Origin of the sequence: Micromonospora costi (assembly GCF_003626655.1) — a bacterium.
GTDB classification, from domain to species: Bacteria; Actinomycetota; Actinomycetes; order Mycobacteriales; family Micromonosporaceae; genus Micromonospora; species Micromonospora costi.
Genome location: NZ_RBAN01000001.1, coordinates 776,919 through 801,246, shown reverse-complemented (window position 1 = coordinate 801,246; position 24,328 = coordinate 776,919). Strand labels below are relative to the sequence as shown.

At 74.5% G+C, this 24,328-nt stretch carries 22 protein-coding genes, 5 tRNA genes and 1 pseudogene; 14 read left to right on the top strand and 14 right to left on the bottom strand.

All coding sequences use genetic code 11. The features are described from left to right. Positions 1-259: 259 nt before the first annotated feature. Entirely contained in the window at positions 260-1,048 is a 789-nt protein-coding gene (locus D7193_RS03635) for an LPXTG cell wall anchor domain-containing protein (RefSeq protein WP_158674765.1), read from the bottom strand. Between the two features lie 264 nt (positions 1,049-1,312). Here D7193_RS03635 and D7193_RS03630 point away from each other — a divergent pair, with 264 nt between their 5' ends. After that, positions 1,313-1,843, top strand: coding sequence for a DUF488 domain-containing protein (locus D7193_RS03630; RefSeq protein WP_120777924.1), 531 nt, complete (start codon positions 1,313-1,315; stop codon positions 1,841-1,843). 21 nt (positions 1,844-1,864) lie between these two features. On the opposite strand, the gene D7193_RS03625 is transcribed toward D7193_RS03630, so the two are convergent. The 3 genes from D7193_RS03625 to bioB all read right to left on the bottom strand — a co-directional run bounded on the left by D7193_RS03625 (position 1,865) and on the right by bioB (position 3,737). After that, complete coding sequence (locus D7193_RS03625) at positions 1,865-2,377, bottom strand: GNAT family N-acetyltransferase (protein WP_120777923.1); 513 nt, start codon at positions 2,375-2,377, stop codon at positions 1,865-1,867. 138 nt (positions 2,378-2,515) lie between these two features. Beyond that, positions 2,516-2,731, bottom strand: coding sequence for a biotin synthase auxiliary protein BsaP (bsaP, locus tag D7193_RS03620; protein WP_241562806.1), 216 nt, complete (start codon positions 2,729-2,731; stop codon positions 2,516-2,518). A gap of 10 nt (positions 2,732-2,741) precedes the next feature. After that, the gene (gene bioB, locus D7193_RS03615) at positions 2,742-3,737 is read right to left on the bottom strand and encodes a biotin synthase BioB (protein ID WP_120777922.1); all 996 of its coding nucleotides are present in this window, start codon (positions 3,735-3,737) and stop codon (positions 2,742-2,744) included. A gap of 182 nt (positions 3,738-3,919) precedes the next feature. Between bioB and D7193_RS03610 the strand changes: the two genes are divergently transcribed. The 4 genes from D7193_RS03610 to D7193_RS03595 are packed head-to-tail and all read left to right on the top strand — an operon-like array spanning position 3,920 to position 8,096. Then, positions 3,920-5,056, top strand: a complete 1,137-nt coding sequence (locus D7193_RS03610) for an 8-amino-7-oxononanoate synthase (protein ID WP_120779227.1) — start codon at positions 3,920-3,922, stop codon at positions 5,054-5,056. 5 nt (positions 5,057-5,061) lie between these two features. Continuing rightward, positions 5,062-5,790: a dethiobiotin synthase gene (gene bioD / locus D7193_RS03605; protein ID WP_120779228.1), complete on the top strand. Its 729-nt coding sequence runs from the start codon at positions 5,062-5,064 to the stop codon at positions 5,788-5,790. 54 nt (positions 5,791-5,844) lie between these two features. Next, on the top strand, positions 5,845-7,422 hold the full coding sequence (locus tag D7193_RS03600; protein ID WP_120779226.1) for a sensor histidine kinase: 1,578 nt from the start codon (positions 5,845-5,847) through the stop codon (positions 7,420-7,422). Positions 7,423-7,478: 56 nt separating this feature from the next. Then, positions 7,479-8,096, top strand: coding sequence for a response regulator (locus tag D7193_RS03595; protein WP_241562894.1), 618 nt, complete (start codon positions 7,479-7,481; stop codon positions 8,094-8,096). Positions 8,097-8,142: 46 nt separating this feature from the next. On the opposite strand, the gene D7193_RS03590 is transcribed toward D7193_RS03595, so the two are convergent. The 4 genes and pseudogenes from D7193_RS03590 to D7193_RS03575 all read right to left on the bottom strand — a co-directional run bounded on the left by D7193_RS03590 (position 8,143) and on the right by D7193_RS03575 (position 12,136). After that, complete coding sequence (locus tag D7193_RS03590) at positions 8,143-8,946, bottom strand: ABC transporter permease subunit (protein ID WP_120777920.1); 804 nt, start codon at positions 8,944-8,946, stop codon at positions 8,143-8,145. After that, the gene (locus tag D7193_RS03585) at positions 8,943-9,875 is read right to left on the bottom strand and encodes an ABC transporter ATP-binding protein (RefSeq protein ID WP_120777919.1); all 933 of its coding nucleotides are present in this window, start codon (positions 9,873-9,875) and stop codon (positions 8,943-8,945) included. Before D7193_RS03585 ends, D7193_RS03590 begins: the two co-directional genes overlap by 4 nt. Before the next feature lie 425 nt (positions 9,876-10,300). Further along, positions 10,301-11,466 (bottom strand): annotated as a pseudogene (locus D7193_RS03580) (cytochrome P450); the annotation flags it as partial. A 1-nt stretch (position 11,467) separates the two neighbouring features. Continuing rightward, a complete protein-coding gene (locus tag D7193_RS03575; RefSeq protein WP_120777918.1) occupies positions 11,468-12,136 on the bottom strand; it encodes a class I SAM-dependent methyltransferase in 669 nt (222 codons plus the stop codon). A 171-nt stretch (positions 12,137-12,307) separates the two neighbouring features. Between D7193_RS03575 and D7193_RS03570 the strand changes: the two genes are divergently transcribed. Beyond that, positions 12,308-13,168, top strand: coding sequence for a hypothetical protein (locus D7193_RS03570; protein ID WP_187356243.1), 861 nt, complete (start codon positions 12,308-12,310; stop codon positions 13,166-13,168). Positions 13,169-13,253: 85 nt separating this feature from the next. On the opposite strand, the gene D7193_RS03565 is transcribed toward D7193_RS03570, so the two are convergent. Both D7193_RS03565 and D7193_RS03560 read right to left on the bottom strand, forming a co-directional pair. Beyond that, complete coding sequence (locus D7193_RS03565; RefSeq protein ID WP_241562805.1) at positions 13,254-16,157, bottom strand: M36 family metallopeptidase; 2,904 nt, start codon at positions 16,155-16,157, stop codon at positions 13,254-13,256. Between the two features lie 325 nt (positions 16,158-16,482). Further along, on the bottom strand, positions 16,483-17,085 hold the full coding sequence (locus D7193_RS03560; protein ID WP_120777916.1) for a TetR/AcrR family transcriptional regulator: 603 nt from the start codon (positions 17,083-17,085) through the stop codon (positions 16,483-16,485). Positions 17,086-17,486: 401 nt separating this feature from the next. Between D7193_RS03560 and D7193_RS03555 the strand changes: the two genes are divergently transcribed. The 3 genes from D7193_RS03555 (at position 17,487) to D7193_RS03545 (ending at position 17,759) form a co-directional block, all read left to right on the top strand. Then, positions 17,487-17,559: transfer RNA gene (locus D7193_RS03555), tRNA-Gly, on the top strand. Positions 17,560-17,593: 34 nt separating this feature from the next. Beyond that, a tRNA-Cys gene (locus tag D7193_RS03550) sits at positions 17,594-17,664 on the top strand. A gap of 20 nt (positions 17,665-17,684) precedes the next feature. Further along, a tRNA-Val gene (locus tag D7193_RS03545) sits at positions 17,685-17,759 on the top strand. On the opposite strand, the gene D7193_RS33170 is transcribed toward D7193_RS03545, so the two are convergent. Further along, positions 17,738-17,956: a hypothetical protein gene (locus D7193_RS33170; protein WP_147434324.1), complete on the bottom strand. Its 219-nt coding sequence runs from the start codon at positions 17,954-17,956 to the stop codon at positions 17,738-17,740. The two genes, D7193_RS03545 and D7193_RS33170, sit on opposite strands and share 22 nt — an antisense overlap. 307 nt (positions 17,957-18,263) lie before the next feature. Here D7193_RS33170 and D7193_RS03540 point away from each other — a divergent pair, with 307 nt between their 5' ends. Together D7193_RS03540 and D7193_RS03535 are read left to right on the top strand one after the other, a co-directional pair. Continuing rightward, positions 18,264-18,926 carry a YceI family protein gene (locus tag D7193_RS03540; protein ID WP_120777915.1) on the top strand — a complete coding sequence of 221 codons (663 nt, stop codon included), beginning with the start codon at positions 18,264-18,266 and terminating at the stop codon, positions 18,924-18,926. Between the two features lie 59 nt (positions 18,927-18,985). Next, positions 18,986-20,302 carry a TIGR04013 family B12-binding domain/radical SAM domain-containing protein gene (locus tag D7193_RS03535; protein ID WP_120777914.1) on the top strand — a complete coding sequence of 439 codons (1,317 nt, stop codon included), beginning with the start codon at positions 18,986-18,988 and terminating at the stop codon, positions 20,300-20,302. Positions 20,303-20,317: 15 nt separating this feature from the next. Here D7193_RS03535 and D7193_RS03530 read toward each other — a convergent pair whose 3' ends face one another. Next, the gene (locus tag D7193_RS03530; RefSeq protein WP_120777913.1) at positions 20,318-21,298 is read right to left on the bottom strand and encodes a helix-turn-helix domain-containing protein; all 981 of its coding nucleotides are present in this window, start codon (positions 21,296-21,298) and stop codon (positions 20,318-20,320) included. A gap of 71 nt (positions 21,299-21,369) precedes the next feature. Here D7193_RS03530 and D7193_RS03525 point away from each other — a divergent pair, with 71 nt between their 5' ends. Continuing rightward, positions 21,370-22,185 (top strand): isocitrate lyase/PEP mutase family protein, encoded by an 816-nt coding sequence (locus tag D7193_RS03525; protein ID WP_120777912.1) that lies wholly within the window; start codon positions 21,370-21,372, stop codon positions 22,183-22,185. A gap of 105 nt (positions 22,186-22,290) precedes the next feature. On the opposite strand, the gene D7193_RS03520 is transcribed toward D7193_RS03525, so the two are convergent. Continuing rightward, entirely contained in the window at positions 22,291-22,560 is a 270-nt protein-coding gene (locus D7193_RS03520; RefSeq protein WP_120777911.1) for a DUF6458 family protein, read from the bottom strand. A gap of 149 nt (positions 22,561-22,709) precedes the next feature. Here D7193_RS03520 and D7193_RS03515 point away from each other — a divergent pair. After that, positions 22,710-22,782 (top strand) — tRNA-Gly (locus D7193_RS03515). Between the two features lie 52 nt (positions 22,783-22,834). Then, a tRNA-Val gene (locus D7193_RS03510) sits at positions 22,835-22,909 on the top strand. A 95-nt stretch (positions 22,910-23,004) separates the two neighbouring features. Here the strand turns inward: D7193_RS03510 and D7193_RS03505 are convergent. Beyond that, complete coding sequence (locus D7193_RS03505; protein ID WP_120777910.1) at positions 23,005-24,324, bottom strand: hypothetical protein; 1,320 nt, start codon at positions 24,322-24,324, stop codon at positions 23,005-23,007. Positions 24,325-24,328: the final 4 nt, after the last annotated feature.

The window sequence follows — 24,328 nt, the reverse complement described above, 5'->3', positions numbered from 1 at the left end:
GACGGGTCGTCCCGGGCGAGCGCCGGCTCCCGTCGGCTCGGGGTGCGCGCCGAGCTGGGCGAACGGCCGAGCTGCATCTATCAATATCGATGATGTGAGGTATCTCCGGGCGGCCGTCGACCGGGTCGCCGACGGGTACGGATCCCGGCTCGCCCCGGATCGGACCGCGGCGGATCGGGTCCCGCCGTCGAGTGGAGAGCGGAGAACGGCGAGCGGCCGCCGGACCGGGGTCCGGCGGCCGCTCGCGGTGCTGCGGCGATCAGCTGGTGAAGGTGATCTTGTCCCGGCGGCGGCGGAGCGCCATCAGGACAACCCCACCGACGATGAGCGCGAGACCGGTGAGGCTGATGCTGGTCGCGGCCACGCCGGTGAGCGGCAGGCTGCCCTCGCTGCCGCCGCTGCCCTCGGTGCCGCCGGTGCCGCCGCTGCCGCCTCCGGCCGGCGTGCCCGGCACGGACGGGCTCACCGACGGGTTCGCGGAGGGGTTCTCCGAGCCGCCCGGCGTCGGGGTGGGCGAGCCTCCACCCGGGTTGGGGGTCGTCGGCGTCTCCGGCGACTCGCACGGCTGCAACCAGAACACCTTGTGCTTGGCCTTGCCCTTGCCGTCGGTCAGGTCGACGGTGAGCTTGATGTGGTAACCCTGCTTGGGGTGGGCCTGCACTCCGGCCAGGGCCAGGTCGTTGGCGGAGAACCTGATGACCGCATCGTGGTCGTTCGCCGCGCCCGAGGCGGGGTCGTCGCTGATGACGTAGTTGTCGAGGAACTTCACCGTCGTGAACTTCCCCGACGGCGGCTGGGCGGCAAGGGTGATGTCGGCCGTGTCGCCCGCGTCGAAGTTGAAGAACTCCAGCTCGAACTCGCAGCCGACGTGCGGCTGGTTGTCGACGCTGTCCTCGAACGGCGCACCGTCGATCTTCACGGTGCCGTTGTCGCCCGGGGGGTTGTGCGGGTTGCCGGCGCCCGCCCAGGCCGGGGCGGCGATGGCGAGACCGGCCGTGGCGGCGGCCGTCAGAACGGCAGCGCGCGTCGCGCGCCGACGCTGTGGCATGAGGATTCCTCCGAGATCGATTGAGGGGACGGCACATGATCCCATGAGCGGGACCTGCTCTCGGCATCGGTCGATCGGACTGACCTGGGCAGATACGTCCCCGCTGACGCGAATTCCGCGAGAATTGAAGGGCGATCCTGCGCGTGTCGGTGTAACGCATACGGCCGGTCTGACGCTCCACCCTGCCTCGTGGGCGGTGCGTCCCCACCGGACGGTGCGGTCCGTCGGCCCGACAACCCCGGGCATCCACGGCAGGATGAGGTGATGGAACGGGCGCTGCTGACCGTGGGCCACGGGCCGGCCGGTCGGGCGCGGCTCGGCGAACTGCTCACCGGCGCGCACGTCGCGCTGGTCGTCGACGTGCGCGCGTTCCCCGCCAGCCGCACCAACCCGGACGTCCGCCGCGAGGAGCTGGAACGCTGGCTGCCGCGGGACGGCATCGCCTACCGCTGGGAGCCACGCCTCGGCGGCCGGCGCCACACCCCGGCGGGCACGCCGGAGCCGGACACCTGGTGGACGGTGGCGGCGTTCCGGGCGTACGCGGCCCACACCCGTACACCGGACTTCCGGGCGGCGCTGGACGAGGTCCTCGCCGACGCCGCGGCCCGGACCACGGCGGTGATGTGCAGCGAGAGCGTCTGGTGGCGCTGCCACCGGCGGCTCATCGCCGACGTGGCGGTGCTCGGCCACGACGTGCCGGTGGACCACCTGATGCCGGACGGCCGGCTCACCCCGCACCGGCCGGCCGCCGGGGCCCGGCGCCTCGACGGCCACGACGTGATCTGGGACGGCTGAGGACGCGCCGCCGGCGGGCGGTCAGCCGACCAGTTCGTCGGCGAGCAGGTCCATGAGCAGGCCGTCGTGCCAGCGGCCGTCGGCGCCCCGCTCGTAGCGGCGCAGCACCCCCACGGGACGGAAGCCGACCTTCGCGTAGCTGCGGATGGCCTGCGTGTTCGCCGCCGCGGGGTCGATCGTGAACCGGTGGTGCCCGTACGCGTCGACGAGGTGACGGACCAGCGTGCGGATGGCGTCCGGGCCGAGCCCGCGGCCGTGCACCGACGGGTCGAGGAACACGTCGAGGCTGGCGTGCCGGTAGTCCGGATCGTCCTCGGCGGACCACTGGATGGCGCCGACGACCCGGTCGTCGTAGCCGATGGCGTACACGCTGAGCGCCTCGTCGTCGAGGTCGGCGCGGACCGTCGCGGTCAGGTCGTCGTCGCCCCGCCACCAGCGGCGGACCTCGGGTGTGGCCCGGATCGCCGCGAGCGCCGGCACGTCCTGCGGGCCGGCCGGCCGCAGCGTCACCACCCGCCCGTGCAGGACGCTCACGTCTGCCTCCGCAACCGCCCGGCACCGAACCACTGGAGGGTCCGGGCCGCGGCAACGGCCCGGAAACGGCAACCTATCACCGCTATGTGGGGCACGTCACCGTCGCGCCGGCGGACGACCGGCCGCCCGCGGTGACCCTCAGGCGCGGACCTCGCCGTGTTCGACGCAGACCGCCGTCCAGCCGGTCGGCACGACCTGCACCTTCATCCGCCGCCGGCACCACGCGCAGTACCGCGGCGGCTCCAGCTCACGGGCCCGGGCGCACGCGTCGTGCGGACCGTCCCCGGTGGCCTCGCCGCAGCGGTCGCACCAGGCCGGCGTGGTGCCGCTCGGCACCGTCGGCTGCACCGTCACCGTGGACCCCTCACAGCGTCGCGGACAGCGCCTTGACCGGCATCTTCAGGTCTTCCAGCAGCGCCAGGTCGTCGCTCGCCGGCCGACCCAGCGTGGTCAGGTAGTTGCCGACGATGACGGCGTTCACGCCGCCGAGGAGACCGTCGCGGGTGCCCAGGTCACCGAGGGTGATCTCCCGGCCGCCGGCGTACCGGAGCAGGGTGCGCGGCATGGCCAGCCGGAACGCGGCGATGGCCCGCAGCGCGTCCTTGCCCTCGACGACCGGGCGGTCGCCGAGCGGGGTGCCGGGACGCGGGTTGAGGAAGTTGAGCGGCACCTCGTGCGGGTCCAGCTCGGCGAGCTGCGCGGCGAACTCGGCGCGCTGCTCCACCGTCTCGCCGAGGCCGAGGATGCCGCCGCAGCAGACCTCCATGCCGGAGTCGCGCACCATACGCAGCGTCTCCCAGCGCTCCTCCCAGGTGTGGGTGGTCACCACGTTCGGGAAGTAGGAGCGGCAGGTCTCCAGGTTGTGGTTGTAGCGGTGCACCCCCATGTCGACCAGCTCGTCGACCTGCTCCTGGGTGAGCATGCCGAGAGAGGCGGCGACCTGGATGTCGACTTCGGCCCGGATGGCCGCCACACCCTCGCGCATCTGCTTCATGAGGCGGGCGTCCGGGCCGCGTACCGCCGCGACGATGCAGAACTCGGTGGCGCCGGTCGCGGCCGTCTGCTTCGCCGCCTCGACGAGCGACGGGATGTCCAGCCAGACGGAGCGGACCGGCGAGGTGAACAGGCCGGACTGCGAGCAGAAGTGGCAGTCCTCCGGGCAGCCGCCGGTCTTCAGCGAGACGATCCCCTCGACCTCGACCTCCGGGCCGCACCAGCGCATCCGCACCTCGTGGGCGAGCTGGAGGGCGGCGGGCAGGTGCTCGTCGGGCAGGGTCAGCACGGCGAGGACGCCGGCCTCGTCGAGGCCGACGCCGTCACCCAGGACCCGGGCGCGGGCCTGGTCGAGGATCTCTGGCATGGCTCGTACCCTACAAGCCCCTCGGGCGGCGAGAAACGGCTGCGTCCGGGGCCTGAGCCTGAACGCCGGTTCAGGCCGGACGGGTGTGAGTGGGATCCGCCGGGCGGGTTCCGGCGGGTGGTAACTTCGCCCGGCGGAGGCGGTCGACGGAGACCGGTACGAGGCGGCGTCTGGGGGTGGCGGTGGCGGACTGGCTGGCGGCACTGGACCGCCGCGCCGAGCTGCGGGCGAAGGCCGGGCTGACGCGCCGGCTGCACCCGCGTCCCGCCGGGGAGGCGGTCACCGACCTCGCCGGCAACGACTACCTCGGCCTCGCCACCCACCCCGAGGTCACCGCGGCGGCCGCGCGGGCGCTGTCGGCGTACGGGCTGGGGGCCACCGGGTCGCGCCTGGTCCGCGGCTCCACCGACGCCCACCACGCGTTGGAGGACGCGCTCGCCGGCTGGCTGGGCACCGACCGGGCGCTCGTCTTCTCCTCCGGCTACCTGGCCAACCTGGGCGCGCTGCGCGCGCTCGTGCAGCCCCGTACGCTGCTCGTCTCCGACGCCCACAACCACGCCTCGCTGATCGACGGCTGCCGGATCTCCGGAGCGGAGACGGTCGTCACGGCGCACGCCGACGTGACCGCGGTCGCCGCCGCGCTCGCCGTCGCCCCCGGCCGGCCCGCCGTGGTGGTCACCGAGTCGGTGTTCTCCGTCGACGGTGACCTCGCCCCGCTGGCCGAGCTGCACGCCGTGGCCCGCCGGTACGGCGCGCTGCTGCTCGTCGACGACGCCCACGCGCTCGGTGTCACCGGCCCGTCCGGCGCCGGCGCCGTCGCCGCCGCGGGGCTGGCCGGCCAGCCCGACGTGGTGGTGACCGCCACGCTGTCCAAGGCGCTGGGCGGCGCCGGGGGGCTGGTCGCCGGCCCGGCCGAGTTCGTCCGGCACCTCGTCGAGACCGGGCGGACGTTCATCTTCGACACGGCGCTGCCGCCCGCCGTCGCGGCCGGCGTGCACACCGCGGTCGGCCTGGCCCGCGCCGGCGACCCGCTGCGCGCCGAACTGGCCGCACGGGCCACGTTCGCGGTACGCCGGCTGCGCGACGCCGGCCTCACCGTCCCCACCCCGGACGCCGCCGTGATCTCGGTGACCGCGCCCGGGCCGGAGGCGGCGACCGCGTGGGCGGCGGACTGCCGCGACCGGGGCGTCGCGGTGGGCTGCTTCCGCCCGCCGTCCACGCCGGACACCCGCTCCCGGCTGCGGCTGACCCTGAACGCCGGTGTGCCCCGTGTGGAGTTCGAGCGGGCCCTGGAGATCATCGTGGAGTGTGCGCCATGAGCACCATGATCGCGCCGTGGCGGGGGCCGGTGGTGGTGACCGGCACGGACACCGAGGTCGGCAAGACGGTGGTGACGGCGGCGATCACCGCGGCCGCGCAGGCCGCCGGGCTGCGGGTGGCCGTCCTGAAGCCGGGCCAGACCGGTACGGCGACGGGCGATCCCGGCGACGTGGACGCGGTGCAGCGCCTGGCCGCTCCGCTCACCGGCCGGACCCTGGCCAGCTTCCCGGACCCGCTCGCCCCGCTGACCGCGGCCCGGGTCGCCGAGATGGAGCCGCTGGAGCTCTACACGGCGGTCGACGCGGTCCGCGAGGAGGCCGACAAGCACGACCTGGTGCTGGTGGAGGGGGCCGGCGGGCTGCTCGTCCCGATGGGGCTGCGCCCGTCGGGCGAGCCGTGGACGGTGGCGGACCTTGCGGTCTCGCTGGGCGCGCCGGCCGTCGTGGTGGCCCGCGCGGGGCTGGGCACGCTCAACCACACCGCGCTGACGCTGGAGGCGCTGGACCGCCGGGCGGTGCCCGCCGGGGTGGTCATCGGGGCGTGGCCCGCGGCGCCGGAGCTGGTGCACTGGACGAACCTGTCCGACCTGGTGCCGAACCTGCTCGGTGCGCTGCCGGCCGGGGCCGGCGCCATGGATCCCGGCGTGTTCCGGCGGTCCGCGCCGGGCTGGCTCACCCCGGCCCTGCACGGCGTGCTGGACGACTGGCGCGCGTGGGCCGAGGAGATCGGCTGAACACCTGACTTTCGTCGGTGCCCGCCTCTGCCAGCGGTGGGTAGCCTGGCCGCCGTGACCAGGTGGGGGTGGGTGCGCACGGCGTGGCGGGTCGCGCTGCGGCGGCGGCGTGTGCTCCGGGACGTGCTGCTGTGGGCGGCGCTCGCGGCGCCGATCGCGTACGCCGGGCTGACCCCGCCGTACCCGCGGCACTGGCTGCCGGTGGTCGTCGCCGGGCTGGCGGTGCTCGCCGCGGCGGTCGCGGTGAGCCGGCGCTGGCCGGTGGCCGCCCTGACGCTGGCGGTGCTGGGCTCGCTGTTCCAGGGCAACTTCGTCTTCGCCATCCCGGTGTTCAGCTACCTGACGGGCCGGCGCAGCGCCACCGCGGGTCCCGCCGTGGCCGCCTTCGGCCTGATCGCGGCCGGTGGCACCGCGTTGAACCTGGGGCTGCTCGGCACCGGCGCGGCGACCTGGTTCCTGCTCGCCTCGGTGCTGCTCTTCGCCGGGGTGTTCCCGTGGCTGGTCGGCCGGTACCGGCGGCAGCAGCACGAGCTGGCCGAGGCCGGCCACCGGCACGCCGACGCGCTGGCCCGGGAGGCGCGGGGCGCCGCCGAGCGGATCCGGCTGCGGGAACGCGCCCGCATCGCGCAGGAGATGCACGACTCGCTGGGTCACGACCTCAGCCTCATCGCGCTGCGCGCGGCCGCCCTGGAGGTCGCCCCGGACCTCGCCGACGGGCACCGGGCGGCGGCGGGGGAGCTGCGCGCGTCCGTGGCCGCCGCCACCGAGCGGCTGCACGAGGTCATCGGGTTGCTGCGCGACGAGGGGGGCGGTGCCGGTACCCGGCCGGCCGACGAGAGCGTCGCCGACCTGGTCGACGGCGCGCGTGAGGCCGGCATGGCGGTACGGCTGGACGCCGCCCCGGACACCGCGGAGGTGCCGACGGTGGTCGGGCACGCCGCGCACCGCCTGGTCCGTGAGGCGCTGACGAACGCGGCCCGGTACGCCCCGGGCGCACCGGTCGACGTGCGGCTGGCCCGTTCCGGCGACCGGCTCGAGGTGGCGGTGGTCAACGCCAGGCCTCCGGCCGGCCCGCTGCCCGGCCCACCCTCGCACGGCAGCGGGCTGCTGGCGCTCGCCGAGCGCGTACGCCTGGCCGGCGGGTCCCTCGACGCGGGCCCGGAGGCGGGCGGCGGCTTCGCGGTGCGGGCCTGGCTGCCGGTCGCCGGTCCGGCACCGGACCGGCCCGCGCCGGCCGGCGCCGACGGGCAGCCGGGAGCCGGGCGTCCCGGGCCGGGGGAGCGGCCGGTGGACGCGGAGCGGCGGCTGCGGGAGGCGCGCCGGCGGGTCCGGCGTAGCCTGCTGGCGGCGCTCGGCGCGCCGGCCGGGCTCGCGCTCGTGCTGTCGCTCGTCTACTACCCGGTGGCGACGGCCGGCACGGTGCTCGACGAGGCCACGTTCGACGGGCTGCGCGTCGGTGCCGTGCGGGCCGACCTGCCGGGGCTGCCCCGACGCCAGCTCGACCGGCCCGCGGGCACCGACCGGGCCGGGTGCGAGTACTACACAGACGGCAACTTCCCGCTGGCGCAGCCGACGTGGCGGCTCTGCTTCACCGACGGGCGGCTGGTCAGCAAGGAGCGGATCGACCAGTGAACAGTGACACCACCACCACCGCGCCGGTCCGGGTCGTGCTCGCCGACGACGAGGCGATGATCCGGGCGGGCGTACGGGCGATCCTCGCGACGGACCCGGGTATCGAGGTCGTCGCCGAGGCGGGCGACGGCCGGGCGGCCGTGGAGCTGGTGCGGGCGCACCGGCCGCGCGTCGCCCTGCTGGACATCCGGATGCCCCGGCTCGACGGGCTCAGCGCGGCCGCCGAGATCCGCCGGCTGGTGCCGGGGACGGCGACGGTCATGCTCACCACGTTCGGCGAGGACGACCACATCGCGCGGGCGCTGGGGCACGGGGCGAGCGGTTTCGTGCTCAAGTCCGGAGACCCCCGCGAGCTGATCGCCGGTGTGCACGCGGTGGCCGACGGCGGGGCGTACCTGTCGCCGCGGGTGGCGCGCCGGGTCATCGAGCTGGGCGGCGGCCGGCTGGCACGGCGGCCGGTGGCCCGGGACCGCACGGCGGGGCTCACCGACCGGGAGCGGGAGGTGCTGGCGCTGGTGGGGGCGGGGCTGTCCAACGCCGAGATCGCCCGCCGGCTCTACCTGGTCGAGGGCACCGTGAAGACGTACCTGACCAGCATCTTCACGCGGCTGGAGGTGCGCAACCGGGTGCAGGCGGCCATCCTCGCGTACGAGGCGGGGCTGGTCGAGGAGTGACGGGTCCCGGGGCGCGCGGCCCCGGGACCCGTCCGGACCGTCGGTGTCAGGCGTCCCGGCGGCGCAGCGCGGCGCGGCCGAGCGCGAGTGCGGCGACCGCCCAGCCGGCGAGCAGCAGCAGCCCCACGGCGGCCGGGTAGGGATCGGTGTCCCCGGCGAGGAAGTGGTTGCCCGCCACGCCGGGGAAGCCGTCCGCGATCCGGTTGAGCACGGCGATGTCCGGCTCCTGGAGTGACAGCGGCACGATCATCAGCGTGGCCACGAGCACGACCAGGGTGAGCACCGCGCTGCGCAGGGCGGCTCCGAGCCCCAGCGCCAGCACCGCGACCAGCGCCAGGTAGGTGGCGAACGCCAGCACGTCGCGGGCCGTGCCGGCGGCGGGGGCGCTGCCCCACTCGCCGAGCACCGGCCGGGCCACGAGCACGCCGACGCCGCCGAGCAGCAGGCCCGCGGGGAACGTCACGGCCGCCGTCACCACGGCCTTGGCCAGCAGTACGCGGCCGCGCGACGGCGTGCACTGCAACGTCGTACGGATCGTGCCGCTCGTGAACTCGCTGGTGATCGCGAGCAGGCCGAGGGCGAGCACGGCGTACTGGGCGAGTTCCACCGAGCTGGCGAGGACGCTGCCCACGGTGACGATCCCGGCGTCGTCGGCCGGGTCGTCGTTGGTGTTCGCGTTGGCCGCGTAGATGGCGAGCTGCCCGGCCGTGGCGGCGGTCACGAGCGCCGCGGCGAGCAGGGTCCACCAGGTGCTGCGGACCGACCAGAGCTTCGTCCACTCGGCGGCGACCGTGCCGCCGAAGCCGCCCGAGCGGGTGGCGGGTCGGGCCGTGGTGAGGGTGGTGGTCATCGGGTCTCGCCTCCGGTGGGGACGCCCGCGTACTCGACGCTGTCGGCGGTCAAATCCATGAACGCGCGCTCCAGCGACGCGCCGTGCGGGCTCAGCTCGTGCAACCGCACGCCCAGCTCGTGGGCCAGGTCACCGATCCGGTCGGCGGTGGCGCCGGTGACGGTCAGCTCGTCCGGGCCGGCCGGTTCGACGGTGGCGCCGGCGGCCGTGAGCCGGTCGGCGAGCGCGGCCAGCCCGGCCGGCTGCGGGCTGCGTACCCGGACCGCCACCGCGCTGCCCGCGATCACCTCGGTGATCGGCGCGTCGGCGAGCAGCCGTCCCCGACCGATGACGACGAGCCGGTCGGCGGTGAGCTGCATCTCGCTCATGAGGTGGCTGGAGACGAAGATGGTGCGCCCCTGCCCGGCGAGGGAGCGCATGAGCTGGCGCACCCAGCGCACCCCGTCCGGGTCGAGCCCGTTGACCGGCTCGTCGAACATCAGCACCGGCGGGTCGCCGAGCAGCGCCCCGGCGATGCCGAGCCGCTGGCCCATGCCCAGGGAGAGGGTCCGGCCGGGCTTGGCGGCGGCCCGGTCGTCGAGCCCGACGGTGGCGAGCACCTCGTCGACCCGGCGGGCCGGGACGCCGTTGCTGCGGGCCATGGCGAGCAGGTGCGCGCGCCCGGACCGCGCCGGGTGGATGGCCTTCGCGTCGAGCAGGGCCCCGACCTCGTACAGCGGGTGGCGCAACTCCCGGTACGGCCGCCCGCCGACCAGCGCCCTCCCGGCGGTGGGCCGGTCGAGGCCCAGGATCATCCGCATGGTGGTGGACTTGCCGGCGCCGTTCGGGCCGAGGAACCCGGTGACCCGGCCGGGTGCGATGTCGACGGTCAGGTCGTCGACGGCGGTCGTCCCTCCGAACCGCTTCGTCAACCCACGTAAAGTGATCATGCGTTGACGCTAGGCGCGCGGGAGGCCGTCCCGCCGTGCCCGAACGGCACCGGCGCACCCTGACTTTCGTCAGTCCCGCGGTGGGGCGGCGGGCGGTGTGGGGCGGCCGGGAGTGCGCGGGCGGGCTCTGCGGTCGAGTGCCTCTGAGGATGCTGTCGAGCTGCCCCAGATCTGGGGCGGAGGTAGGCAGGAAGCCGGTGGCCGGGGTTCTCGGGGTGGCGGCTGTTCCCGTGGGGGACGAAGTGGGCTGGTCCCGCAGGGACGAAGTGGGCTGGTCCCTCAGGGATGACCCGGCGCTGGCCCTTGGCCCGCTCCTCAGCGTGGTCTCACATATGGGGCAGCTCGACAGGCGGTCGGACGGCGTCGTCCTGCCGGTCGGCCGCTGGCTCCGGCTGCCGCGGGAACGGAGCCGTGGCCGGCTCGGCGCGGCGGACGACGAACGCGTCGGGCATGCGGAAGGTGAGGTTGTCCGGGCACCACGGTGCACGTACCACCTCCACCCCGTCCAGCAGCGGTGCGGCCTCGGCGACCACCACGGCGGCCTCCATCCGCGCCAGCACGTCGCCGACGCAGCGGTGCGCGCCCGCGCCGAAGGCCACGTGCCGGCGGGACCCGCGCTGGCCGGGGCGGAACTCGTCGGGGAACGCGACGACGTCCGGGTCGCGGCCGGCCCGGGCCAGCCAGAGCACGAGACTCGTCCCGGCCGGCACCGGCGTCCCGTCCAGCGTGCTGTCCACCGCCGCCACGCGGCGCCAGGTGACGATCGGCGGCTCCAGCCGCAGGCCCTCCTCCACGACGTCCGCCACCGGCACGTCCCCGCCGCGCAGCCCGGCCCGTACCGCCGGTTCGCCGGCCAGGCGGTGCAGCAGCAGGGTGAGGAACTGTGAGGTCGTCTCCTGCCCGGCCACCAGCAGGAAGAAGAGCGCGCCGACCACCACGTCCGGCGGGTGCCCGGCCGCGCGCAGGGCGGCGGCCAGGCCGCCGCCGGTGCCCGCGAAGTCGCGCAGCACACCGTGGAACCGGCCCACCTCGGCGGCGAGCGCGAGCTGCCGGTCGGCGTCCAGCGGCGCCCAGAACAGCTCCAGCGCGGCCCGCGCGAACGCCTTCACCGCGCCGACCGGCGCGTCCGGCAGCTCGACCAGCCGGGCCAGGACGAGCAGCGGCAGGTCGGCGGCGAGATCCGCGTAGAGGTCGACGGGCGCGCCGGCGTCCAGGGCCGCGCTCAGCCGGGCGACCCGCTCCCGGACCAGCCCGGTGAGCCAGGGCCGCTGCGCGGCGACCCGGCTCGGGTGCAGCGCCTCGGCGACGATGGCCCGGATCTCCGGGTGGCTCGCGCCCGCGTTGTTGGCCAGCGTCGGCGGGAGCCGGAACCGGTGCCCGGCGAGCACCCGCAGCGCGTGGACCGGCATCGGGGTGACCGCGTCCAGCGCGTTGTCCGGCCGGTACGTGACCGGATCGGTGAGCACCTGCCGGACCAGCGCGTGCCGGGTGACCACCAGGTGCGTCACACCGACGTGGTCCGCCACGCGGGCCACGTCCGGCCAACCAGGTTCGGCGACCTGCGCCCAGCTGCGGAACAGCACGCCGACACGCTAGTCGGCGGCCTTCGGCAGGCCCGGGCGCAGCTGCCACACGGTGGTGCGCTTCACCCGCACGGTCTCCAGCGCCGGCGGCACCGGCACGTCGTACACGGCCAGCTCGTCGAAGCGGTCCCTCGGCAGGAACGCCCGGCCGGGGTCACCCACGAGCACCCGCGCGCCGGCACGGGCGGCGCGGAGCAGGAACCGGAGCATCCGCCGGGCCATCGCCTCGCTGTAGAACACGTCACCGGCGAGCACCACCTCGGCGCCCCCGGCGTCGCCGTCGAGGATGTCGCCGAACTCGGCGTCGACGCGTACGCCGTTGGCCTCGGCGTTCAGCGCCACCGCGGCCACCGCGAGCTCGTCGACCTCGACGGCGCGGACGGCGGCCGCACCGGCCCGCGCGGCCGCGATGGCGACCAACCCGGAGCCGGAGGCCAGGTCGAGCACCCGGCGACCGGCGACCAGCTCGGGGTGGTCGGTCACATAGCGCGCCAGAGCCTGCCCGCCGGCCCAGGCGAACGCCCAGAACGGCGGTGGCCGGTCGGAGTGGAACTCACCCTCGGTCAGCTCCCAGAGCCCGATCGGCTCGTCCGCCTGGTGCAGCCGCACCTCGGGGACGAAGGCCACCGGGGCGAGCCGGGCGTGCAGCCGGACGAAGGTGGTGGTGAGCTCGGACACCGGCCGATTCTCTCCCGGCCGTCGTGGACGGCGTGTCGCGGGGGAGTGGTGACCGGTTCAGCACGGTGGGTGATAACCGGGGTCATCCTTGGCGGCCGGTGCCACAACGCCCGTCTGGCCGGGCCGCGTACCCGCTCCTAGCGTTCCGGTAGGGACGAGGAGGTCGTGGTGATGACGGTGCGGCGGTACGCGCTGCGGTGCGGGGTGGTGCTCGCCTGCCTGACCGGGGCGGTCCTCGCCCTGGCTGCGCCGGCGCAGGCCGCCTTCACGACCCGGCTGAGCGGCCTGCCCGAGCGGTTCACGGCGGGCGACGAGGTGCGGACGGTCTCCGCGGTGGTGTCGCGCACCGACGCGACGGGCGGTTGCGTGAAGGTGCGGTGGTCGCTGGTGCTCCGGGTGGAGGGCATCCGGCTGGACCAGGTGAGGCTCGACCGGGTGGAGGAGAGCGGGTCCTTCCCGCTGGAGGTGCGGACCGACGGCGAGGTGGCCCGGCTGACCGACCGCCAGTTCGACCCGGGCACCCTTTGCCCGGACCGTACGGTGACCGCCCGCTACCGGCTCGCGTTCGCCGAGGACGTGACGCGGGGCCGGGTCACGCTCGCCGCCGAGGCGTACGACGCGCGGCTGCGGCTGCTGGCCCGGCAGTCCGCGACCCGGACCGTGGTCGGGGTGCGGGCGGCGTCGCCCCGGCCGGAGCCGACACGGGCCACGCCGGAACCGACCGGTACGGCGACCGAACCGGACGACCCGGGAGCCGGGGAGGTCGAGGAGGAGGTCACGCCGGCCGGCGAGCCGATCGCGGAGGCGCCGGTGGCGGATGCGGGCCGCCCGGTGTCCCGCTCGGGTGGCTTCGGCGCGGTGCAGGCCGCGTTCCTGCTCGGCGGGCTGCTCGTCTCGCTCGGGCTGAGCCTGCTGCTGCGCATGCGGCACCTCGTACGGGCCGACCGGCCCGACGAGGATCGGTCGGCCCCGGACGACCGGCTCTGGGGCCCGCCGGGCGGGTCGGCCTGGCGGCGACCGGCCCGGCGGTAGGACCGGGGCCCGGCCGGGTGGCCCGGCCCGGCGGGGACCGGCCCGGACCGGGGCCGGCGCCACGTGGCGCCGGCCCCGGCACCGGTCACTTCGAGAACGCCTGGAACTCGGCGATCCGGACCTGGTTGCGCGCCGGGCTGGCGGTCGCGCAGTCGGTCGTGGTGTTCGGGTCGTCGTCCTGCTCACCGGCGTACGCCGGCCCGCCCGTGCACTGGCTGTCCAGCACCACCAGCCGCAGGTGCGTGGCGAGGGTGGTGGGCACCTGGAACTCGCGCAGGTTGATGTCCCGGGTGTACGCCCGGTAGGCCCCGCCCGGGAACGCGTCGTCCGCGCTCGTGTAGATGCGCTGGAAGTGCGCCGGGTTAGCGCAGTCGGTGGTCTTCGCGTTGCAGGCCAGCACCGCGAACGACCGCAGCGAGCTGAGCGCGTTCTGGCTGCCGGTGTCGGCGTCGCCGCTGATCGCCGGCCGCAGCATGGCGCTCACGTTCACGCGCTTCACCACCTGCGGCGCGTCGCCCGGCAGCGCCACGGTGACCTGCTTGCCGGCCACCCCGTCCAGCGAGGCCCAGTTCGTGGCCTCGGTGTCGTCGGCGATCCGGTCCAGGTTGACGCCGTCGCCGCTGATCGTGGCACCGGACGCCGTCGACGCCAGGTTGCGGCTCATCCGCAGATCGATGTAGCCGTCGTGACCCGCCTTCGCCACCACGCTGAGCCGCTGGTGCCCGAAGCCGGGCGCCACGGCCAGCAGGTCGTACGTGCCGGCCACCATCTCGACGGTGTCCGGCAGCGGGGTCGCCGGGTCGGTGTCGGCGATCGGGGTGGCCCGCGCCTCGTACTCACCGACGTAGAGCCGGATCGGCGCCTCGGCGCTGTCACCCTTCGGCCGCAGCGTGAACGTGGCGTTGCCGCCGCGCGGCGACGCGAAGCTCGGCGTCGGGTCGGTGTCGGACGCGCCGTTGGTGACGGCGTCCCGGCCCATGCCCGAACGGGCGAACTCGGCCCAGATCAGGTCCTGGTTCGCCCCGCCGAAGCGGAGCTGGTCGGCGGTGAGCATGTTGTCGCGCATGTCGAGCATGCTCACCTGGCTCGCGGCCTGGAGCAGGAACGAGTCGAAGACCAGCTGCGACCAGCGCCGGTTGCCCGGGCACTCGTCGGCGGCCACCTTGCCCTGCGCGCACTCCAGCTGCCGCTGCGGCGTGCCGAGACCGTACCGCTTCACGAAGGCGGAGCGGACGCGGTAGTTGGTGGCTCCCCAGATCTCCCCGTCGGCGTGCACGGCCGGGCCGCCGGTGTTGTAGCCGACGTCGGAGTAGTTCAGCGGGCTGCGGCTGAGGTCGTAGTTGCGGATGCCGCTCACCAGGTTGCCGGTGACGTAGCCGCCCACGATGAACGGCGTCTCGCCCGGCGCGCGGAGACCGTGCTGGAACAGGTACTCGGTGGCGAGCAGGTCGCTCCACGACTCACCCATCGAGCCGCCCTGGTGGCCGCCGATCCCGCTGTCCGGGCCGGCGATCATCCGGTTGCTGATGGCGTGGGTGTACTCGTGCCCGATCACCGTCATGTCGTAGTCGCCGTCGACGCACGGCGGGTACGGCCCGCCGGCCTGCGGCTGCCACAGGTACATGTTGGTGGTCGGCGGCAGGCCGTCGCGTGGCGTGCCCTGGTTGGCGTTGTTGCGGTTGCCGCTCAGCGCGCCCTGCTGGGCGCGGCCCTGCTCGGCGTCGTTGCCCAGGCCGTTCGGGGTCAGGTTGACGGCCTGGAGGTTCCACGCCGACTCGGTGAAGCCCAGGTGGTACGCCCAGTCGTGCATCCGGTTGTGCATGGCGAAGAGGTTGCCGATCGCCGCGTCCGCGTCGTTGCGCTGCGCCGAGGTGAAGACGGACGGGTTGCACTTCGCCTGGTGCCACTGGTCGGTGAACGGGTACTCGTAGCGGCGCTCCGGGCTCGTGGTGGCGGGCACCATCGGCGAGCCGGCGCCCCAGGACACGACGGTGTTGGCGGAGTTGCCGCGGGAGCTGAACGTCGGCGTGTCGGTGGCCGCGTCGACGTCCCACGCGTTGCCGCTGGCCGGGTCACGGAAGGCGGCCACGCAGTTCGGCGCGGGGTCGCCGCACCAGCGGACCCGCGGGTCCTGCCCGGGGCCCAGGTCACGTGGCGGGGTGGCCGGGAAGACCGCCCAGCTCGGGTTGTCCGAGTCGAAGTCGACGAGGTCCTCACGGACCAGCACCTGACCGGTGATCCCGTCGACGTACGTGGTGAACGCCGCCGGATGGTCGGTGCTCGCCCCGATGAGCGTCACCTCGTACGCGCTGCGCGGTCCCTCCAGCGGGGTCGGCACGCCGACCTTCCGCACGCTGTGGCTGGCCACCGCCGAGGCGTCCAGCCCGGCGTCGGCGAGCGCGGCCTCGTACGCCTGCTCCTCGGTGAGGGTGGCCGGCGCCGGCGCCGCGGAGTCCCGGGACAGTGACGAGCTGACCGAGAGGACCGTGCCGCCGCTGACGGCGAGGGTGACCAGGCCGTCGTGACCGGCCGGCAGGTCGCCGAAGCGCTGCCGGAGGGTGACCACCGCGCCGCTGCCGATCGGGCGGACCAGGATCCGCTCCATGGCGGCGACCGCGTCGGCGTCCAGGCCGAAGAGATCCCGGTTGGCGGAGAGGTACGCGCGGGCCGCGGCCTCGGGGTCGGCGGGCAGGCCGGCCGCGAGCGGTGCGTCGCCGGGGCCGAGCGCGTGCGGCGTGCCCAGCTTGTTCCACCGCACGTCCGGGTCGGCCTTGCGGGCGAGCCCGCGCTGGCGGGCGTCCGGCGCGGCGCTGCCGGCGCGGTTGTCGACGTCGGCGTGCTCGTGCTGCCCCTCGGCGAACGGGCCGGAGCGGCGCTCCGCCGACGGGTCGCCGGCCGGTGCCGCGGCGCTGACACCGGTGGGCAGCAGCGCGGCGACCACCGCGGTTGCCGCCAGGACGGGGATGAGCCGGCCTCGGCGCCGGCTCATCGAGAGTGACCACCTCGGGTGTGGCACAGGACCTCCTCGTGGGAGCGGATCGGCCGGCGCTCCGCCGGCCCGCGCAGCATCGTGATGCATGCGCATCTGTGGATACCAGGGGAAATAGACGCCGGCAAGGCCCGAAGCAGAGTGTCGGTCCTTTCAGGCCGGTGTCCCTCGGTCCAGCGTCCGTCGATCCGGTGTCCGTTGGTCCGGTAAAGGAGTCGGACCCGGCCGGCGTCTCGTGTGGTCCGCCGCCGGCTCGACCGACCCGCCGGTCAGTCGGGTACGGTCGGGTCCGGGCTCGGCTCCCCCGGGCTCGATACCGGCTCGGTCAGTCCAGGACGGCCGGGTCCACGCCCAGCTCCCGGGCGGTGACGAGGCGTACCCACTCGGTGAACTGCCGTCGCGAGATCACGCGGTCGTGCACCGCGAGCTGCACGGCGAGCCCGTCCATCACGGCGCTGATCCGCCAGGCGGCCCCGACCGGGTCGGCGCACTCGAACGTGCCGTCGGCCACGCCGTCGGCGATGACCGAGGCCAGGTCCTCCCGCCAGCGCAGGTCCAGCCGGCGCGAGACCCGCTCCAACTCCGGCGTACGCAGGGACTCGGACCAGCCGTCGATCCACATGGACCAGGAGGTCGGGCGCCCAGCGGGGGTGTAGAGCTTCAGGATCCGCCGCAGCTTGGTCAGCGGGGGCGCGGGGGAGCGGATCACCGCGTCGAGGCGGGCCAGATCCTGCTCCACCGCATGCTCGAAGGCCATGGCGACCAGCCGTTCCTTCGTGGCGAAGTGGTAGAAGACCAGTGCCTGGCTCACTCCCGCGGCCTGGGCGACGTCGGCCGTCCGGGTGTTGGCCAGACCGCGTTCCGCGATCACGTCACAGGCGGTGCGCAGCAGGGCATCCAGGCGGATCTCGGCCGCACGTCTCGTCACGCCCGTTACCGTAACCCATGGGGACGAACACGGGCAGTTACGGTCGAGCCCTGACTGGGCCGACGGACAGTCGGAAGCCGGACACTTCCCGGTGTTCCGGCCGGTGTGGCGACTCCGGACGTGAGTCCCGGCACCCGTTCAGGCCAGGCTCCTAGGAAGCTCCGGCGGGTGTGGTGCCCGACCCCCTGCCCTAGCGCATGATCGACTCCACTTCCTGGATCTCGCGGTGTAGACCCCACCCGGACACCGCGAGATCCCGCAACCCGAGTCGATCACTCGCCGGGCGCCTCCGGGAACCGGTCGGAACGGGACAGGGACGCGCCGACAGGGCACCCCGAGTTGGCAACCGTTCACCGGCTCGGCTAGAGTTCTCATCCGTCACCGGGGAACGCCGGTGACATGCGGACGTAGCGCAGTTGGTAGCGCATCACCTTGCCAAGGTGAGGGTCGCGGGTTCGAGTCCCGTCGTCCGCTCGGAGCTGCCGCCACGCATGACGGGGGCAACCTCGGTGGGGTGGCCGAGAGGCGAGGCAACGGCCTGCAAAGCCGTGTACGCGGGTTCAAATCCCGTCCCCACCTCGGCAAGACAACACAGACCCGGGCGATTGGCGCAGTGGGAGCGCGCTTCCTTGACACGGAAGAGGTCACTGGTTCAAACCCAGTATCGCCCACCAGAAAGCGGCAGCTGACGGGCCCGCCACCAGGAGACTGGTGACGGGCCTTCGTCGTTTTCCCTGCGATCTGTTGCGGCGGCGGGACCGTCGGTGGCGACATCACGAAATACGACGTTTTGCGATTCGCGTGGGTCGTCGTATTTGTTTTTGAGAAGCTCATCAATTCGTGGTGTCGCGGTTGCCGTGAGATTCTTCACGGCCCGGTCCGCTTCCCGGGCGGCAACCATTCCAGCGAGATCGATACCGCTCGGTCGTAGCCGGGCCGAGGAAGCGGCGGATTCCCTTTGGTCACACCGAAATCGCCGCGACCCGGCACCGTAGGACCTGGTTCCGCCCAGGTCTCACGCCCGCCGCGATCCGCGCGACGTCGTCGTTCCCGCGGGCAGTGGGGCCATCTCGGCGCGCTTTATTCTGAGCCCGGGGCAGTGTCCGCGGTTCTTCCGTAAACGACGGTGAGAACACCATGGCGGCCCGCCGAACGCTCACGGGGAGGGCACAAAAACGATGACGGGTCCGGCCACGCGGGAGTGGGACGGCATGACGATCCCGGCCGCCGGCACATACACGCTCGACCAGGCGCACAAGCGGATCGGTTTCGTGGGCCGGCACATGATGGTCAGCCCGGTGCGCGGCGAGTTCACCGAGGCCGACGCCCAGATCGTGGTGGCCGAGGATCCCGTGCGCTCGTCGGTGACGGCCACCATCCGGGCGGCGAGCATCGTGACCGCGCACCACGACCGTGACGTCCACCTGCGCAGCCCCGACTTCCTCGACGTGGAGCGCTACCCGACCCTCGAATACCGCAGCACGGGCCTGGTCCAGCAGGCCGAGACCGACCCCATCTTCTACTGGGCCCGGCTGCGCAGCAGCAACCGGCTGTCGCGCCGCGGGGTCGAGTCGCCGCGGCAGACCCGGACCTCGGGCCGGTTCGTGCTGAACGGGGAGCTGACGATCAAGGACATCACCCGACCGGTGGATCTCCAGGTGGAGTTCGGCGGCGCCCGCCGCGACCCCTCGGGGCAGGACATCTTCGGGTTCACGGCGACGGCCGAGATCGAGCGGGAGGACTACGGCCTGCTCTGGAACGTCGCGCTGGAGGGTGGCGGCGTCCTGGTCGGCAAGAACGTACGCATCGAGATCGCCGGCGAGGCCATCCGCCAGTCCTGACCCGTACCGCCGGTTCCGGGCACCCCGGGCGGCCCGGACCGCCTGGCACAATCGCCGCCATGGCCGCTCCCGATCTGGTCCTGGTGCTGCGTTACCGCAAGGCGGTGACGTACGGCTTCCACGTCCTGCTCGGCGCCCTCGAACAGCACGAGACGGGCACCCGGTACGAGGTGCGGTTCGGCGAGACGCCGGAGGCGACCGCGGCGCACGTCCGGGCGGCCCTCGATGCGTCGGCGGCACGGGTGCTGGTGCTCTGGTCCTTCTACTCGCCGGACGCGGACGCGCTGGCCGGGGAACTGGCACAGATCCGCGCCCTGGCCGACGCCCCGAACGTCACGCACGTCGCGGGAGGGGTGCACGCGACCGCCGAGCCGGTGCGGACGCTGGACGCCGGCTGGGACGTGGCGGCGGTGGGAGAGGGCGAGACCACCCTGCTGCGCCTCGTCGACGCCGCGGGGGACCCGGCCGGCATCCCCGGGCTCGCCTACCGCGACGCGACCGGGGCGCTCGTCCGGACGGGTCGCCCGCCGCGGCGGCCGCTGGACGACTTCCGTGGCTTCTCCCTGCGGTGGGACCGGTTCAACGCGTTGGAGATCACCCGCGGCTGCGTCTTCTCGTGCCGGTTCTGCCAGACCCCGTTCATGTTCTCCGCGAAGTTCCGGCACCGCAGTGTGGCGAACGTCCGGTGGCACGTCGACGCCATGCGCCGGCGGGGCCTGCGGGACGTCCGGTTCATCACCCCCACGGCCCTGTCCTACGGCAGTCAGGACGACGAACCGAACCTCGACGCGGTGGAGGAGCTGCTGGCCACGTGCCGGGAGGGGATCGGCCCGAACGGCCGGGTCTTCTTCGGCTCGTTCCCCAGCGAGATCCGTCCCGAGCACGTCTCCCGGGAGGCGCTGCGGCTGGTCAAGCGGTACTGCGCGAACAACAACATCATCGTGGGCGCGCAGTCCGGCTCGGACCGGGTGCTCGACGCGGCCAAGCGCGGGCACGGCGTCGAGGAGGTGCGACGCGCGGTGCGGCTCGGCGTCGAGGAGGGCTTCCGGATCAACGTCGACATGATCTTCGGCATGCCGGGCGAGAACCAGGCCGACGTGGACGCCTCCCTCGGGCTCGCCCGGGAACTCGCCGACCTCGGCGCCCGCATCCACGCGCACACCTTCATGCCCCTGCCCGGTACGCCCTGGCGGGACGCGCCGCCGGGCGACGTCGCCCCGGAGACGATCAGCGAGGTGGACCGGCTCTCGCAGCGCGGCGCGCTCTACGGGCACTGGCAGAGGCAGCGGGACCACGCGGCGCGGCTGGCCGCGGCCGCCGAGGCGTACCCGAGACCCGGCCGCAGCCGCACCATCCTCCCGGTCACGGAGCGCTGAGCCCCGCGGCCGGCTTCAGCGGGCGGCGGAGAGCAGCGCGTCGGCGACGTCGGTCCGGGCGCTGAGCAGCGACCGGCCCCGCCGGTGCGTCACCACCAGCCCGGCGGCGCGTAGCGCGGTGAGGTGCTGGGACACCCCGCCGGCCGACATGCCGGTGCGCCGGGCCAGCTCGGTGGTGCTCAGCGGTGCCCCCAGCTCGGCGAGTAGCCGGGCCCGGCCGCGGCCGATCACCGCGGCCAGCGCGTCCGGTACGCCGGCGGGTTGTTCCCAGAGCGCGCCGATCCCGCGGGCCGGATAGGCGAGCTGCGGCGCGTCCCCGGCGGAGATGCTCAGCACGGACGGCCACACGAAGACCGACGGGACGAGCACGAGGCCGGGGCCGTCCGGCACGTCCGGTGCGAGGCAGTGCCGCTGGGCGATCAGCAGCGTGTCGTCCTCCCAGCGGACCTGCTGGTGCAGGCCGTTGAGCAGGCCGGCGGCGCCGTCCTCGGCGAGATGGCGGCCGCGGGCCGCGATGTCGGCGTCGAGCAGCAGCCGGATCCGCGGCCAGTCGGGTGCGAGGGCGATCCGCCAGTACGCCTCGATCTCCGCGGCCAGCCGCCGGAGCCCGGCCTCCGGGTCGGCGTGCAGGGCGGCGACGGCGGGGCCCCGCCCGCCCGGGTAGAGGTCCAGGTGCGCGCGGACGGTGTCGGGCGGGGTGGCGCGCAGGACGGCCAGCTCGGCGGCCAGGTCCGGGTTGAGGCCCGCGGGCGGTGGGGTGAGGAAGTCCGGGAGGTAGCCGGGCGGTGCCGGGACGAGGTGCCAGAGCAGGCCGCCGTCCGGGCCGACCAACCCGGCCTCGGCCAGCCGTGGGCGCACGCGGCGTGCCCACGGCAGGTGGACGGCGTGGTCGCCGGTGTCGCGCAGGACCCGGATGCTCGCCGCGACCTCCCACAGGCAGGAGACGGCGAACCGGATGCGGGCCACGGCGCCCGCCGACAGGCCGATGGCGACCATGCGTACCCCCGGTGGATTCAGCTGAGACTGAAACAGTACTGCCGCGGCGGGTGGGGCCCGAGACTTGCCGCGTGAGCGAACAGAACACCCGAGCCGAACTCTTCCGATCCCTGCACGTCCCCGGGACGCCGCTGGTCCTCGTCAACGCCTGGGACGCCGCTAGCGCCCGGATCGTGGCGGCCGCCGGGGCCCGCGCGGTGGCCACCACCAGCGCGGGTGTCTCCTGGAGCCTGGGCGCCCCCGACGGGGACACCCTCGGCCGCGACGCGGCCGTCGACCTCGTGCGCCGCGTCGCCGCCTCGGTGTCGCAGCCGGTGAGCGCGGACGTCGAGTCCGGGTACGGCGCCACGCCGGCGGAGGTCGCCGAGACGATCCGCGCGGTGATCGCCGCCGGAGCCGTCGGCGTGAACGTGGAGGACGCCGCGCGTGACGCCGGGGCGCCGCTGCGGGACGTAACCGACCAGTGCGCCCGCATCGCCGCGGCGCGGGCGGCGGCCGACGCGGCCGGGGTGCCGCTCTTCCTGAACGCCCGGATCGACACGTTCCTGACCGGCGCGGGCGGTGTCGACGAGACCGTGACCCGGGCGACCGCGTACGTGGCGGCCGGCGCGGACGGCGTCTTCGTGCCCGGAGCGGTCGACCCGGCGGCCGTCCGGACCCTGGTCGAGCGCGTACCGGCGCCGCTGAACGTCATGGCGGGGCCGGGCGCCCCGACGGTGTCCGAGCTGGCCGCGCTGGGGGTGGCCCGGGTGAGTCTCGGCTCGGCGGTGGCCGAGGCCGCGTACACGGTGGCCCGGCGGGCCGCCGACGAGGCGTTCGGCGCCGGGACCTACCGGGCGCTGGCGGACGCGATGGACTACGGGACGCTCAACGCGCTGATGGGCTGACGCGGGAGCGGAAGCGGGCCGGCCACCTCGGGTGAGGTGGCCGGCCCGTGGCCGCGCGGGGACGCGCGACCGGTCAGCTTCGCCGCCCGGCTGCCGTGCGTGGTGTCACAGCGGCGGGGCGACGTCCCGGCGCTCCTCGACCCGGCGGTACTCCACCGGCTCCTCGACCCGGCGGTATTCGACCGGCTCGCCCGTGGTGACCACCTCGCGACGGCGACGGCCCCAGATGAGCGTCGTCATGATGAGGCCGAGCACGCCGACCGCCATCAGGATCCAGCCCACGACGTCGAGGTCGAGCCCGCCGAGGTTCGCGTTGAGCGCGAAGGTGAGGATCGCGCCGACCGCGATCAGGAAGATGCTCGTTCCGATACCCACGACAGCCTCCTTGTCCTCCGTGTGGTGCGCTGTCGAGGGACCTCTGTACCCAGCCGCGTCGTGGCGCAACCCTGCGGCCGCCGGGTCCCGCACCGGGCGATCTTGGCATCGGGTAGAGTTCACCCGTCGCCGGCGCACGCTGGCGGTGTGCGGACGTAGCGCAGTTGGTAGCGCATCACCTTGCCAAGGTGAGGGTCGCGGGTTCGAGTCCCGTCGTCCGCTCGCGATCCGCCCCGGTGGATGCCCGACGATCCGGGCCCCGGGCGGTCACCACGGGCGATTGGCGCAGTGGGAGCGCGCTTCCTTGACACGGAAGAGGTCACTGGTTCAAACCCAGTATCGCCCACCAGGTATCCGAGCAGGTCGGCGGCCGTTCTCGCGGGAGACCGCCGGAACGGCCGTGGCCCTCCCGACGGGAGGGCCACGGCTTTTCTGTCGCGGACGTCAGGGCACGATCCGGACCGGCCCGCACCCGAAGAAGCTGAAGCTGCCGGCCGCGGTGGTGAATGTGCCGACGAGGCAGCCCTCCGTGTCGTCGGGTGTGAAGCCGCCCTCGCTGGCGCGGAAGTGCAGCACCGCGTCGAGGTCGGCGTCCCGGGTGCGCTCGTCCAGCTCGTAGCTGCGTTCGTCGTGCCGCCGGCCGTGCGTCTCCGCGCCACCACCGCCGCCGAGCACCACCGCCCGGTCACCGAAGCGGGCCGTCGTCGCGACGATCGTCGTGGCGTCGAAGGCGAGCGGGTTGCCGTACTCACCCGCTGCCGTCGTCAGCACCGCCAGGGGCACGGTGTCGCCGCCGGCGCCCAGGTTGATGCTGTTCGGGTCGCCTCCGGGTTTGATGTTGACGGTCACCGGGACCGCGCAGTCGACGGTGTGGGTGGTGGAGCGGGTGTTGTTCCCCGGCACCAGGTCGACGTCGGCCGCGTGGACGGTCGCCACCGTCGAGGTGAAGGTGACGGTCCGCAGGCCGGGTGCGTCGCACCGTACGGTCCACTGGTCGGTGTCGGTGACGTCGGCGCCCACGGCGACGCCGGTCAGGGTGGCCGTCTGCGAGGCCGGTGTGACCGTGAGGCCCGGGCCGGCCACCGCGGTTGTGGTGAGCCCGGCGTCCGCCGGCCCGTCGGGGCCGTTGTTCGTGACGACGGTGGTGACCGCGATCGTCGCCTCCTGGCCGACGAGGCCGATCGGGGGAGCGGTGGTCACGCCGACCGCCTCGACCGCGAGGTCCGCCCGGAGGCAGTCCTCGTCGTCGGGGTGGGCGAGGCAGAACTCGTGGATGGCGTCGGTGAGGTCGGCCCGTACGATCTCGTCCTCGGCGGCGATGTCCGTGACGACGATGGTGGTCGCGTCCCGGTCGAACGGGGCGATCCAGCGTCCCTTCGCCTGCGGGTTGAGCCGGCGGGTCTCGCCTCCCGCGACGTCCTCGCCCAGCTCCCACATGGGGTGCCAGTCGTGGAAGGTCTGGATCAGGTCGCCGGTCTCGCCGAGAACGTCCACCTTGGACAGGGGCGGTGCGCCGAGGTGCGAGGGCGCGCGTTCGTCGACCACCTCGACGTCGGTGACGGTCGCGTTGGGGCGGCCGTTGAACGCTACCCGTACGACGATCGACTTGGTCTCGTCGGCCGCCGCGTCGGCGACGAAGTCGGGGATCGGTTCGAGCGCCGGGTCGTTGCCCGGCTCGGAGAGCGCCGGGCCGCCGGCCCACAGGGCCCCGCCGACGGCGAGGGGGAGCAGCCACCACGCGAGGCGGCGTCGGTTCGGTGTCATGCGC